Annotated in this window: 13 protein-coding genes; 9 read left to right on the top strand and 4 right to left on the bottom strand. The window is 65.1% G+C overall.

The genetic code is table 11. The annotated features are described in order from the left end of the window. Position 1 precedes the first annotated feature (1 nt). Both WP12_RS12020 and WP12_RS12015 read right to left on the bottom strand, forming a co-directional pair. Positions 2-3,334 (bottom strand): transglutaminase family protein, encoded by a 3,333-nt coding sequence (locus tag WP12_RS12020; RefSeq protein ID WP_046193953.1) that lies wholly within the window; start codon positions 3,332-3,334, stop codon positions 2-4. Positions 3,335-3,375: 41 nt separating this feature from the next. Next, on the bottom strand, positions 3,376-3,987 hold the full coding sequence (locus WP12_RS12015; RefSeq protein WP_046193952.1) for a LysE family translocator: 612 nt from the start codon (positions 3,985-3,987) through the stop codon (positions 3,376-3,378). 266 nt (positions 3,988-4,253) lie between these two features. On the opposite strand from WP12_RS12015, the gene WP12_RS12005 reads away from it, so the two are divergent. The 4 genes from WP12_RS12005 to WP12_RS11990 are packed head-to-tail and all read left to right on the top strand — an operon-like array spanning position 4,254 to position 7,905. Beyond that, a complete protein-coding gene (locus tag WP12_RS12005; protein WP_046193950.1) occupies positions 4,254-5,627 on the top strand; it encodes an aminotransferase-like domain-containing protein in 1,374 nt (457 codons plus the stop codon). A gap of 4 nt (positions 5,628-5,631) precedes the next feature. After that, complete coding sequence (pdxH, locus tag WP12_RS12000) at positions 5,632-6,210, top strand: pyridoxamine 5'-phosphate oxidase (RefSeq protein ID WP_046193949.1); 579 nt, start codon at positions 5,632-5,634, stop codon at positions 6,208-6,210. A gap of 13 nt (positions 6,211-6,223) precedes the next feature. After that, on the top strand, positions 6,224-7,114 hold the full coding sequence (locus WP12_RS11995; RefSeq protein WP_046193948.1) for a cation diffusion facilitator family transporter: 891 nt from the start codon (positions 6,224-6,226) through the stop codon (positions 7,112-7,114). Then, the gene (locus WP12_RS11990) at positions 7,111-7,905 is read left to right on the top strand and encodes a PhzF family phenazine biosynthesis protein (protein WP_046193947.1); all 795 of its coding nucleotides are present in this window, start codon (positions 7,111-7,113) and stop codon (positions 7,903-7,905) included. Before WP12_RS11995 ends, WP12_RS11990 begins: the two co-directional genes overlap by 4 nt. 3 nt (positions 7,906-7,908) lie before the next feature. Here the strand turns inward: WP12_RS11990 and mnmA are convergent, their stop codons facing one another. Next, entirely contained in the window at positions 7,909-9,033 is a 1,125-nt protein-coding gene (gene mnmA, locus WP12_RS11985; protein ID WP_046194017.1) for a tRNA 2-thiouridine(34) synthase MnmA, read from the bottom strand. Positions 9,034-9,144: 111 nt separating this feature from the next. On the opposite strand from mnmA, the gene WP12_RS11980 reads away from it, so the two are divergent. The 4 genes from WP12_RS11980 (at position 9,145) to WP12_RS11965 (ending at position 11,146) form a co-directional block, all read left to right on the top strand. Continuing rightward, positions 9,145-9,426, top strand: a complete 282-nt coding sequence (locus WP12_RS11980) for a hypothetical protein (RefSeq protein ID WP_046193946.1) — start codon at positions 9,145-9,147, stop codon at positions 9,424-9,426. Between the two features lie 111 nt (positions 9,427-9,537). Then, the gene (gene sciP / locus WP12_RS11975) at positions 9,538-9,837 is read left to right on the top strand and encodes a CtrA inhibitor SciP (protein ID WP_046193945.1); all 300 of its coding nucleotides are present in this window, start codon (positions 9,538-9,540) and stop codon (positions 9,835-9,837) included. 177 nt (positions 9,838-10,014) lie between these two features. Next, positions 10,015-10,263 (top strand): GlsB/YeaQ/YmgE family stress response membrane protein, encoded by a 249-nt coding sequence (locus tag WP12_RS11970; RefSeq protein ID WP_046194016.1) that lies wholly within the window; start codon positions 10,015-10,017, stop codon positions 10,261-10,263. 127 nt (positions 10,264-10,390) lie between these two features. Then, entirely contained in the window at positions 10,391-11,146 is a 756-nt protein-coding gene (locus WP12_RS11965; RefSeq protein ID WP_046193944.1) for a DUF6065 family protein, read from the top strand. 176 nt (positions 11,147-11,322) lie between these two features. Here WP12_RS11965 and WP12_RS11960 read toward each other — a convergent pair whose 3' ends face one another. Continuing rightward, positions 11,323-12,036, bottom strand: coding sequence for an SIMPL domain-containing protein (locus WP12_RS11960; RefSeq protein ID WP_443027867.1), 714 nt, complete (start codon positions 12,034-12,036; stop codon positions 11,323-11,325). Between the two features lie 234 nt (positions 12,037-12,270). Here WP12_RS11960 and WP12_RS11955 point away from each other — a divergent pair, with 234 nt between their 5' ends. Continuing rightward, a complete protein-coding gene (locus WP12_RS11955) occupies positions 12,271-13,446 on the top strand; it encodes an efflux RND transporter periplasmic adaptor subunit (RefSeq protein ID WP_046194015.1) in 1,176 nt (391 codons plus the stop codon). The last annotated feature ends 8 nt before the right edge of the window (positions 13,447-13,454 follow it).

Genomic DNA, 13,454 nt, shown 5'->3' with positions numbered 1-13,454 from the left:
CTCACCAACTGGGCGGCGCGCGCAGGTCGAGCGTCATCGGGAACTCGCTCGGGCGCTCCGTCAGCGGCATCGTCACCGGCCCCGGTGTGTGGCCATGGTCCTGGAAGCGGGCGCGGCGTCGCGCCTCGGCTTCCAGATCGTTGATCGGTATGGTGTCATAGCTGCGTCCCCCCGGGTGCGCGACATGATAGACGCACCCACCTAGCGAACGACCATTCCATTTGTCGAGCAGATCGAAGGTCAGTGGCGCATCGGCATCGAGCAGCGGGTGGAGGCAATTAGCCGGCTTCCACGCTTTGTAGCGTACCCCGCCGACTGCCTCGCCGGGCACGCCGGTCGGCGTCATCGGCACCGCACGCCCGTTGACCGCGACGATGTGGCGGCCGGGCACTAGCCCGCTCGCCTTGACCTGAAGCCGCTCGGTCGAGCTGTCGACATAGCGGACGGTGCCGCCGATCGCCCCGGTTTCGCCCAGCACATGCCAGGGTTCGAGGGCATGGGCGATCTCCAGCGTCACGCCGCCCGCCGAGACCGTACCATGGACCGGGAAGCGGAACTGGCGCTGCGCCTCGAACCAGGCCGGATCGAAATCATAGCCGGCGTGGCGCAGATCGCTCAGCACCTCCATGAAATCGGCCCAGACGAAATGGGGCAGCAGGAAACGATCATGCAGCGTGGTGCCCCAGCGGACGAGCCCGCCCTTCTGCGGCTCGCGCCAGAACCACGCGGTGAGCGCGCGCAGCAGCAGTTGCTGGGCGAGGCTCATCTTCGCTTCCGGCGGCATCTCGAAACCGCGGAACTCAAGCAAGCCGAGTCGCCCGGTCGGCCCGTCGGGCGAGAACATCTTGTCGATGCAGATCTCGGTACGATGGGTGTTTCCGGTTACGTCGACGAGAAGGTTGCGGAACAGCCGGTCGACCACCCATGGCGGCGGCGCATCGCCCTCTCCGGGTGCGGGCACCTGCGCCAGCGCGATCTCCAGTTCATAAAGGCCATCGTGGCGCGCCTCGTCGATGCGCGGCGCCTGGCTGGTCGGCCCTATGAACAAACCTGAGAAAAGGTAACTAAGTGACGGATGTCGCTGCCAATAAAGCACGAAGCTCTTGAGCATGTCGGGCCGACGAATGAACGGAGAATCGTTCACCGAGCGGCCACCGAGGACGATATGATTGCCGCCTCCCGTCCCGATCGCGCGGCCGTCGATCATGAACTTGTCGGCGGTCAGGCCATTTTCGCGCGCCAGGTCGTAGAGGCCGGTGGTGATATCGACCGTCTCGGCCCAGCTCGCGGCGGGATGCACGTTGACCTCGATCACGCCGGGATCGGGTGTGACCTTCAGGACGTTGAGCCGGGGATCGGCCGGCGGGCCATAGCCTTCGATACGGACCGGCACCCCGGTCCGCGCCGCGGTCGCCTCGATCTCGGCGACGAGTTCGAGATAATCTTCGAGCTTTTCAGTCGGCGGCAGGAAGACCGCGATATAATCGCCGCGCGATTCGGCCGTCATCGCGGTGCGCACCGCGCCTTCGATGATCTTCTGTTCCTGCCGTTCCTGGGCCACCGCGCCGCCGGCGGCCGGAGCGACAGCTTCAGTCCGCTGCGCCAGCGCCTCGCTGCGCTCCGCCGGGAAATCGGGCAACGGACCCCGCAGCTCGGTCGTGTCCTGGACGTGGAGAAAGGGATAGTCGGCCGGCGGCACATAGGGCAGCGAGCCGAGCGGCAGGCGATAGCCGATCGCCGCGTCGCCGGGCATCACGAACAACTTGCCGCGCCGCACCTGCCAACGTTCGGAGCGCCAGCGCCCCGGGCTCGCTTCCTGCTTCACGTTCCAGCGCTGGATTGGAAGCACATGGCCGACCGGCTTGCTCAGGCCATGCTCGAATGCCTTGACCATCCGGTGGCGAGCTTCGGGGTCGTCGATCTTGGGATCGGTCGGATCGACATTCTCGGGCAGCTGAGCTTCCTTGACCGCCCATTCGATGCCGTCCTCATAGGCCTCCTGAACCATCTCACGGCCGACGCCCAGGCTTTCGGCGATCGTAGCGAGGAAGGTGCCGGCGTCGTCGCTGCTGACTGCCTTGCCGGTCTCGCCGCCCGCGATCAGGCTGGCGTCCTTCCAGACGGGGACGCCGTCGGTCCGCCAATATACCGAATAGCCCCAGCGCGGCAGGCTTTCGCCGGGGTACCATTTCCCCTGCCCATGATGCAGCATCCCGCCGGGCGCGTAGCGCTCGCGCAGCTTGCGGATCAGCCGGTCGGCATAGCCCGCCTTGGTCGGGCCCACCGCATCGCCATTCCATTCGGGCGCTTCGGGATCGTCGAGCGCGACGAAGGTCGGCTCACCCCCCATCGTTAGCCGAACGTCCTGCGCGACCAGATCGCCGTCGATCTTTTCGCCCAGCGTGTCGAGCGCGTCCCAGCGCGCGTCGGTGAAGGGCTTCGTGATCCGCACCGCCTCGGCGATGCGCTGAACGTTCATGTCGAAATGGAAGTCGACATGGGCAGGCTCGTACAGAGCACCTTCGATCGGGGTCGCCGAGCGATAATGCGGCGTGGCGGCGAGCGGGATGTGCCCCTCGCCCGCGAACATGCCCGATGTCGCGTCCATGCCGATCCAGCCCGCGCCGGGAACATAGATCTCCGCCCAGGCGTGGAGGTCGCAGACATCCTGCGCCACGCCCTTCGGGCCATCGATCGGCACGATGTCCGGTGTCAGCTGAATCGAATAGCCTGAGACGAAACGCGCCGCGAGACCGAGCCGCCGCGCCGCCTGCACCAGCAGCCAGGCAGAATCGCGGCAGCTTCCGGTGCCGATCGCCAGTGTCTCCTCCGGCGTCTGCACCCCTGTTTCGAGCCGGATGACATAGCCGACGCGCTGATTGATCGCGATATTGAGATTGCCGAGAAAATCGATCGTGCGGATGCGCACATCTGCGAATTCAGCGACGAACGCCTCGAACAGCGGCCCCTGAGCCTCCAGCTCGAAATAGGCGGCAAGATCCGACGCGAGATCGGGCGCATAGGTGAACGGCCGTTGCTCGGCATATTCCTCGACGAAAAAGTCGAACGGGTTGACCGCGATCATGTCGGCGATCAGGTCGACCGTCACCGAGAACTCGTTGGTCCGCTCCGGAAAGACCAGTCGCGCCAACCAGTTGCCGTGCGGATCTTGTTGCCAGTTGATGAAATGATTTTCGGGGCTGATGCGCAGCGAATAATTGTTCACCGCGGTCCGGCTGTGCGCGGCCGGGCGCAGCCGGATGACCTGCGGGCCGAGCTGGACCGGATGATCGTAGCGGTAGATTGTCTGATGGTGCAACGCAGCCTGAATCATGCCGATAGAGTCAGCACATCCCGTTGTGCGGTGCAATGAAGTTATGCCTTACCGGCAAGCTCCAGCACGCCCGGCAGCAGCGAGACTACCAACAGCGCCGCCATCCCGACATTGAAGGCGCGCAACATCACGGGGCGGGTGAGCAGGCGACGGACCACTGTGCCGCCGCCCGCCCAAAGCATGATGCAGGGCAGCCCGCAAACCGTCAGCGCGATCGCAATGACCGCGACGTCGCCAGCGAGGTGATCGGGCCGTGAGAAGCTCGTCGCGGCCCCCAGCGTCATCGCCCACGCCTTGGGATTGACCCACTGGAAGGCGGCGGCATGCAGGAAGCTCAGCGGTTCGCCGCGCGCCGATGCACCACCCGGTCCGGCCGACGTGGCGATACGCCAGGCCAAGTAGAGCAGATAAGCGGTCGATACGATGTGGAGCAATGTGTAGAGCCACGGCAGCCGCCCGATGACGCTCGCTAGTCCGAACCCGAGCAGCAACACCATCACTACGCAGCCGATGCTGATCCCGAACATGTGCGGGATCGTCCGGCGGAATCCGAAGGTCGCCCCGGAGGACAGCAGCATCATATTGTTCGGACCGGGCGTGACGGTCGAGACAATACAGAATGTCGCCAGTGCGATGAGCGTGTCGATCGGCATTGTCACCGTCGCAATGTCATGGCGAGCCGATAGCCCGCGTCGATCATCATATTGCGACCTTCATGACGCGCAGTTTGCTCAGCAGCCGCCGCAATCGCTGTCGTGGACACCATTGCGGCGAAGCAGACCAGAAGAAGGCCAGCGAGGGCTGTCGTCCATATATGCTTCACAGTCCCTGTCCCGATTGCGATTGACATGGACCGATTGCCGTGCATTGTCACCTATGTCAAAGATCATATTGTCATAGTGACATTAAAGGCCGCCCGATGAACTGGACTCCCGTACTGGACGATGACGCGACGACGGTGTCGGGGCGCCTGCTCGCCGCCCTACGGCGCGATATCGACGAAGGGGTGTTGATGCCCGGCACCAGGCTGCCACCGCATCGCGATCTGGCGCACCGGCTGGGTGTCGGCATAGGCACGGTGACTTCGGTATATGGCGAGGCAGCGCGGCAGGGATTGCTCACCGCAACAGTCGGACGCGGCAGCTTCGTGGCGGAGACAATGTCGAAGCCGGGAGGCGGCGATGGCCCGATCGAACTTTCGCGCAATCTGCCACCGCTCACCTTCTCGCAGCGCCGCTTCGGCCCAACTCTTGCCAAGCTCAGCAAGCGGAGCGATCTCGCTCAGTTCATCGACTATGCCCCGCCCGCCGGCCATGAGGCGCATCGCCGTTCGGCGGCCAACTGGCTGCGCCGGGTAAGCGGCCTGAGCGACGCTCGCCCCGACCGCCTTCTGATCACCACCGGCGGCCAACAGGCGATGGCGCTGACATTCGACATATTGTGCCGCCCCGGCGATATGATCATGACCGAAGCGGCGACCTATTTCGGGGTCCGCTCCATCGCGCAGGAGGGCGGCTATCGCACCGCCGGGCTGGCGATGGACGATCAGGGTCTGCTCCCCGAAGCGCTCGATCGAGCCGCCGCTGCCGGCGCGCGCGTGCTCTACACGCTGCCGACACTGCAAAACCCGACCGGCCGTATCATGGGCAGCGAGCGCCGCGCCGAGATAGCCGCGATCGCCCGCAAGCACGGTGTCTGGATCGTCGAGGATGATCTCTATTCGGCCTTCGCGATCGGCAACGCCCCGCCCCCGCTCGCCGCCTATGCCCCCGAACGCTGCTTCTACATCAACGGTACGTCGAAGGCGCTCGCGCCGGGCCTGCGCACCGGTTTCCTGATCCTTCCCGACAACGACCATCTCGACCGCGCGCTGCGGCGTATCCGCGCCCATGTCTACGCACCGTCGGCGATGGGGGCGCTGATCGGCAGTCAGTGGATGGAAGACGGCACCGCCGACGAGATCGTCGGGGAAATCCAGGCCGAGGTCCTGGCGCGCGGTCAGATCGCCGCTGAGCGCCTGGGGTCCGCGCTGAGCCCGCCGGCCGATCCGCGCTGCCCGCATCTGTGGCTGCCGATGCCCGAGCTTGAGGCCGAACGCTTTGCGGCGCGCGCGATGCGCGCCGGGGTCGAGGTGACGCCGCCCTCTGCGCCACTCATCGACCCTAGCTCGATCTCGGGGGTTCGCCTATGCCTCGGCATGGCGACCGATCGCGCGCAATTGGGCGTCGCGCTCGACCGTGTTGTGGCCGCGCTCGATGCCGGACGCACCGAAGTCGCCGCGACGGTGATCTGACAGCATGACGACCAGCCCCTTCCCCCTGTTCGAGACGTGGTATGCCGATGCGCAAGCCGCGGAGATCAACGATGCCAATGCGATGGCGCTCGCCACCGTGGGCACCGACGGGCAACCGTCGGTGCGGATGGTGCTGCTCAAGGGCCATGATGAGCGCGGCTTCGTCTTCTACACCAATTTCGAAAGCCGCAAGGCTGGACAAATATTCGAGAATCGGCGCGTCGGCTTGCTGTTCCACTGGAAATCGCTGCGCCGGCAGATCCGCATCGAAGGACCGGTAGACCAGGTCAGCGATGTCGAGGGCGACGCTTATTTTTCCACCCGATCGCGCGACTCGCAGCTCGGCGCCTGGGCATCGGATCAGTCGCGCCCGCTCGACAGCCGCACTACCTTCGAAACACGATTCGAGGCGATGCAGGCGCGTTTCGAGGGACATGACATACCCCGTCCACCGCACTGGTCCGGTTTGCGCGTCACCCCCGAACGGATTGAGTTCTGGCAGGACCGCGCGCATCGCCTCCACGAGCGCCATCTCTACACGCGGACGGCCGATGGCTGGACCGAAGGCATGCTGTATCCATGACGGTCGTGGCGTCATGACATTGCCGTTGAATGTGCGGGCGGGCATCGCATCGGCGTCGGTCGCGCTGATCCTGATCGCGCTCAAGGGCTATGCGAGCTGGGAGACAGGTTCTGCGGCGATGCTGGGTTCGCTGGCCGATACGACGCTCGACCTGATCGCTTCGCTGGTCACGCTTTACGGCGTGCGCCTCGCCGCTACTCCGGCGGACCAGCAGCACCGCTTCGGCCATGGCAAGGCCGAGGCCATCGCCGCCTTTTTCCAGGTGGTGCTGATCAGCCTCTCGGCCTTCTGGATCGCGGTGAGCGCCGTCCAGCGCCTGCTGGCCGGCGACCGCCCCGAGGCGGCGGAAACCGGGATTGCCGTATCGGCCATCGCCCTCGTGCTGACGCTGGCGCTCGTTACATATCAGCGCCGGGTGATCGCGCGCACCGGATCGATCGCGATCAGCACCGACCGGATGCATTATCAGAGCGACCTGCTGCTCAACGCCGCGGTGATCGGCGCATTGGCGATGGATCATTATGCGGGGATCGGCGGCGCGGATGCGGTGGCCGGGATGGCTATAGCGCTATGGCTGCTGCACGGCGCTTACCGCGCGTCGCACGAGGCGATCGATCAGCTGATGGACAAGGAATGGCCCGAGGAGCGCCGCCGTGCCTTTGTCGAGGTCGCCAACCGCCATCCCGAACTGCGCGGCATTCACGACCTGCGCACCCGCACCGCCGGCAATCGGGACTTCGTGCAGTTCCATGTCTGGGTCGATCCCGAGATGACCGTCGGTGACGCGCACCGCGTCATGGACGAGGTCGAAGACAAGCTGCGGGCCGCCTTTCCGGGCGTCGAGATACTGATCCACCCTGATCCCACCGGCCATATCGATCATGGCGAGGAGACATTTCCGTGAGAATTCCGTTCCAGCAGGTCGATGCCTTTGCCGACAGCCCCTTCACCGGCAATCCGGCGGCAGTCATGCCGCTCGAAGCGTGGCTCGACGATCCCATCCTTCAGGCGATCGCCGCCGAAAACAACCTCCCCGAAACCGCCTTCATCGTGCCCTGGGCAGGCGGCGAGGCCGATTATGAGCTACGTTGGTTCACCCCGACGGTCGAAGTCGTGCTGTGCGGTCATGCGACGCTTGCAACCGGTCACGTCCTGCTCAGCCGCAACGATGCGGTCGACAAGATTCGCTTCATGACCCGTCGTGCCGGGCCGCTCGAAGTCACTCGCGATGGCGACGGGTATAAGCTCGCCCTCCCCGCCTGGCATCTCGCCCCGAAGCCCTTGCCCGAACAGGCAGCGGCTTTGGGCGGTTCGCCGATCGAAACCTTCTGGCGCGACGGCGGCTATTCGCTGTTTCGCTATGGGAGCGCGGAGGAGGTGCGGGCACTGATGCCCGATTTCCGCGCGATGCGGCCCCTGGGCGACATATTGTTCATCGCGACGGCGCCGGGCACCGATACCGATATCGTCAGCCGCGTCTTCGCGCCGGGCGCCGGTATCGACGAAGACCCTGTGACGGGATCGGCGCATTGCCTTCTCGCCACTTACTGGGCCGAGCAACTCGGGCGGAATGGCTTCACCGCCTATCAGGCGTCGGAACGCGGCGGCTCTCTGGGCTGCGAACTCGATGGCGAGCGGGTCATTCTCAGCGGCAAATGCGTGACGGTGATCGAGGGCGCGTTCACGCTCTCCTGATCGTCAAGCCGCTTCGGTCAACTCCGCAGCCACCGTCTGGCTGATCCAGCCACCGCCGAGAACACGGTCGCCGGCGTAAAGCACAGCCGCCTGCCCCGGCGCGACACCATATTCGGGCTGATCGAAATGGAGCACGCCGTCGTCGAAATGCGCCGGTACCGGCTTGGCGAGTGAGCGAACCTTGGCGGTAATCGGGCCTTCATGGCCGTCGCCGATCCAGTTGATATCCTCGAGCATCGCCGCCGACACCGCCAGGGCACGGCGCGGACCAACGACCAGACGCTTGGCCGCCGGCTCCAGCCGAACGACGTAGAGCGGCTCGGGGCTGCCGCCGATCTCGATCCCCCGACGCTGGCCGACGGTGAAGTGGATCAATCCCTTGTGACGTCCGAGGACCCGGCCCTGGAGATCGACGATGTCACCCTCGTCGGCAGCCTCGGGACGCAGCTTCCTGACGATGCTCGCATAATCGCCATCGGGCACGAAGCAGATGTCCTGGCTGTCGGGCTTGGCGGCGACGCCGAGGCCGAGTTCGGCGGCGATCTCTCGAACGCGGGGCTTGGGCATGCCGCCGAGCGGAAAGCGCAGATAATCGAGCTGGGCCTGGGTGGTCGCGAACAGGAAATAGCTCTGGTCGCGCGCGGGATCGACAGCGCGGTGCAGTTCGGCGCGCTTCCCCTGCCCGATCACCCGGCGGACATAATGGCCGGTCGCGAGACAATCCGCGCCCAGGTCGCGGGCAATGCCGAACAGATCGGTGAACTTGACGCCCTGATTGCAGCGAACGCAGGGGATCGGGGTCCGGCCCGCCGCATATTCATCGGCGAAATCGGCGATCACCGAATCCCGAAAACGGCTTTCATAATCAAATACATAATGTGCGATCCCGAGGCGATCGGCGACCGCGCGAGCATCGCGGATATCCTGCCCTGCACAGCAGCTGCCGGTGCGGCCGACCGCCGCGCCATGATCATAGAGCTGAAGGGTGACTCCGATCGTCTCCGCGCCGCTCGCCGCGGCAAGCGCGGCCACGACCGAACTATCGACCCCGCCGGACATGGCGACGACGATGCGGCGGCCTTTGAGCGATACGCCATCGGCGCTGGAAAGCTGAAATTCCGGGTTCATCGCGCGGGCCATAGCAGCAAGCGTAAGTTCCCGCAAAAATAGACGAAAGTCGGCTAAAGATTTGTCCGGCCGCGCCGTTTCTTGTGCTGACACGGAAAACGGACAAGCCCCATGAAGATCAAGATCGACGAATTCCGTATCGATGCAGCCGAGCAGGTCGAAACCCCTCTCGACTTTACCACGCTCTGCGCCTTTCTTGCCCAGCATCAGGCCGAAACGCCGACCGCGCGACTCGCCCGTGGTGGCGCGGGCCATACCGAGCCCTTCGACCCCGCCCACCCGGCGGTCGCGGTCCTGCTGGCGGCTCCGGGGCAGACGGCTGCGGCAGCGAATGGCGCCCATGGCAGCTTCCATGCCGCCGCCGCCGCACGCTTCAACGACGGATCCCGGTAATAAAGATGATCCGCACATTTACCCTTCCACGCAAATCTTCCTTCAGAGCCGTGCAGCTAGGACAGCTTCGGGGAACAAGTTCAGGTCGACCGACCAAGTTTGAGGTATCGCATGCTTGAGAATCAGAAGATCCGTCCGCATCAGGTCATCGGCCCGTTGGGCGAACCGCTCACGGTCGATTCGCTTCCGCCTCCCGGTACGACCCGCTGGGTGGTCCGCCGCAAGGCCGAGGTCGTGGCGGCGGTCAGTGGCGGTCTCCTGACCGTCGACGAAGTATGCGAGCGTTACTCGCTCAGCGTCGAGGAGTTCGCCGGCTGGCAACGCGCGGTCGACCGGTCGGGCATGCCCGGCCTGCGCGTCACCCGGATTCAACATTATAAGTCGCTGTACGAGCGCCAGCAGAAATACTGACGCGCCACGATGCCGGATGAACAGGGCCCGCTTCCCGAGGAAGCGGGCCTTTTCCGTTTCGGACCAGCAACGATCCGTTCCTCGTCGCGGAAAAAGGAACAAGCGCCGCCCTCGAACGTACTATTCGCATGACGGCTTTCGCCACAACGAGAGCCACCCGGAGTGCAGGAGGACGGCATGAATCTGATCATTTTCCTTATCGTGGGCGGCATCATCGGCTGGCTGGCGAGCATCTTGATGCGTACCGACGCGCAACAGGGCGTCATTCTCAACATCATCGTCGGGATCATCGGATCCTTCATCGGTGGCGTACTGTTCGGACCGTCGCTGGGTGGCGGTGGCATCTATGGCTGGCTGAGCGCCTTCCTGGGTGCGGTTATCCTGCTCGCGATCGTCAACCTCGTCCGTCGCGGCGCGATGCGCTGATCCGCGACCCATCGGGTGAAAAGGCCGCCGGAGCGATCCGGCGGCCTTTTTCATGTCATTCCGTTATTCCGGTAGATACCACGCGGATGGTTGTTGGGCGGGTAGACCGAAGCTAGACCGTCCGTCGATGACCAAGCGCGCCAAACTCACAGCCTTTACCATGCCGAACCGGTCGCTCGACATCCGGCCCGCTCCACACGAGCGCGAATGGATGGATGAGACCAACCAGCGTTACGCCTATCGCTGCCTGCCGCTGGCGATCGCAAACGCCCATGGCTGGGAAATCCTCTGCCCATCCGGCTTCACCGCCAGCTGGCATGGCAGCGTCAAGATCGACGCGATCAGCATAACCCCAGACAAGGACAGCACTGCCCCCGCACTCAGCCATTTCGGCCACGGCATCCTCACTTTCCACATTCCCGCGGTGTTCCGCACTGAGCCCGGCTACGACCTGATGGCGCAGGGGCCGATCAACCGGCCAAAGGACGGCATCGGCCCGCTATCGGGGGTGGTCGAGACGGATTGGGCGCCCTTCACCTTCACGATGAACTGGATGTTCACCCGTCCCGGAAAGGTCCGGTTCGAGGCCGGCGAGCCCATCTGCCATGTCTTTCCGATCCAGCGCGGCGAGCTCGAAAGCTTCGAGCCCGTGATCCGCCCGATCACCGACGACGCGAAGCTCCACGCCGAGTTCAACGCCTGGTCCGAAAGCAGGGCCAAGTTCAATACCGGCCTGCGGGAGCAGGATGCCGATGCGCAGGCCGCGAAATGGCAAAAGCATTATTATCGCGGCCAGACCCTCGATGGAACCGACCTCGCGGGCGATGACCATCGCACCCGAATCCGCCTCTGGCCGTTCGCTCCGCCCGGCCGGGATGACTAACGCGCTGTCGGACGTCGTCAAACGAACGCGATGGCCGCATCGCCATCACAAATCCGAGGGATTGCTCGGCATGCGCACGCGCGGCGATATTCAGCGCCGAGGCGGCTGGAAAGCGAAATGGCTCTCTCCCGCGCCGGCGCGGGAGAGAGCCATTTTGAAATCCGGGAACGACGGGCTTATTCGAGCTCGAACGTCACCGATACGCTGATCGCGAGCTTCTGCTCGCCCGCCTCGATCGAGCTGTCGGCGGCTTCCTTGACGCGGGCCATGCTCATCATCGGCATCGGGCGGGGCATCGGGCTCTCGAAGCTTCCCTCGCTGATCGCGACGATCCGCTTGACCCTGAGACCCGCTGCGCCGGCATAGAGCGCCGCCCGCTCGCGCGCGGCGACGATCGCTTTCTTGCGCGCCTGATCGAGCAGCGGCTCGGGCTTGTCGATCGACAAGGTTGGTCCGTCGATCTGGTTGGCGCCCGCGGCAACGAGCGAATCCAGGATCGGCCCCGCCGCCTTGATATCGCGAAAACGCACGCTCACCCTGCTCGATGCCTGATAGCCGATAATCACCGGGGGCTTATTCTCCGCGTAGCGATATTGCGGGCTCAGGCTGATCGACGTGGTCTGGATGTCGCGGTCGGCAACCCCGGCCTTCCGGATTGTTGCCACCGTTGCCGCGGTCCGCCGGGCGTTATCGCTCATCGCCGCCGCCGCCGTCTCGGCCTGACTGACGACGCCGGCGCCCACGGTGGCGACGTCCGGAACCGCGTTGACCTCGCCGCTCGCCACCACGTCGAGCCGCGTGCCGGTCATGAACGCCTTCGCCGGCTCCTGCGCCGCAGCGGGGCTCATCAGCGCCAGCGCCAGGGGCGCCGCAACACCAAGTTTCGACATGATCTCTCCCATTTCGGTTCCGCTCCTGCTTTGCCGCAATGATCGCGACGTGCTACGGGTTCTACGCGATCGTCGCTGCATGGAGGCTTAACGCCTTTCGGCTGCGAAATGATCCCCTCGCGCCCGGAAACGGCATTTATGCGCCGCACTCTTGAGCGAGGTGACATATTGATATAATACAGTTCGATCTTAATCAAAGGGCTCGTCAGGGCCGGCAGTTTGAAAGCTATGGGGATGAACGTCGAATCCGGCATCGAGACCGATTATTCGGTCTATGACTATGATGATGCGCAGGCCCGTCGCCGACGCTGGGTGATCATCGGCGGCGCTGTCGCATTGCTCATCGTTGCGGTTATCGCCGGCATGATGATTTTCGGCGGCGAGAAGGCTGCGCCGCCCGCGCCACCCGCGCCGGGCGTCACGGTGATCGTCCCCGGACGCACCACCGTTGCCGCCTCTGTCTCCGCGACGGGCACGCTGTTCGCCAAGCGCGAGATGCCGGTCGGCATCGCAGGCGAAGGCGGCATGGTCCAGCGCGTGCTGGTCGAACCTGGCGATTGGGTCGCTGCCGGTCAGACGCTCGCGGTGATCGAACGCTCGGTCCAGGCGCAGGAAGCAAATTCGCTCGCCGCATCGATCCGTGTCGCACAGGCCGATGCCGATCTCGCACAGTCCGAACTCGATCGCGCCAAGGCGTTGGTCGCACGCGGCTTCATCTCCAAGGCCGACATCGATCGCAAGACCGCGACCCGCGACGCCGCGACCGCCCGTGTTGCGGTGGCCCGCGCCCAATATGGCCAGTCGCGCGCCCAGATCGGGCGTCTCGACATCCGTTCGCCCGCCGCCGGACTCGTCCTGACCCGCGCCGCCGAGCCCGGCCAGGTGGTCGGCCCCGGCAACGGCGCCCTGTTCCGCGTCGCCAAGGGCGGCGAACTCGAAATCCGCGCTCTCCTCGCCGAGCAGGATATCGCCCGTCTCAAGGTTGGAGATCAGGCCGAGGTCACGCCGATCGGCGGCAAGCGCGCCTTCCAGGGCACCGTCTGGCAGATTTCGCCGATTATCGACCCGCAGTCGCGCCAGGGCACCGCCCGCGTCCAGATGCGCTACGATCCCGCGCTCCGCCCCGGCGGCTTCGCCGCGGTGACGATCACCAGCGGCAGCGTATCGGCCCCCAGGCTGCCGGAATCGGCGGTACTGCATGATGAGAAAGGCTCTTATGCCTATGCCGTCGGTCCCGATAGCAAGGTGGTGCGCCGCGACGTGAAGACCGGTGACGTGACCGACGCCGGCGTGGTCATCCTGTCAGGGCTCCAAGGCAACGAGAAGATTGTCTTGTCTGCCGGCGCGTTCCTGAATCCGGGCGACAAGGTGACGCCGCAAATGGCCGACCCCGCCACTCTTGGCCGCTGATCGGAACT

Source organism: Sphingomonas sp. SRS2 (genome assembly GCF_000971055.1).
Taxonomy (GTDB): domain Bacteria; phylum Pseudomonadota; class Alphaproteobacteria; order Sphingomonadales; family Sphingomonadaceae; genus Rhizorhabdus.
Note: the sequence above shows the minus strand (reverse complement) of the source record. Positions and strands in the feature narration are given on the sequence as shown.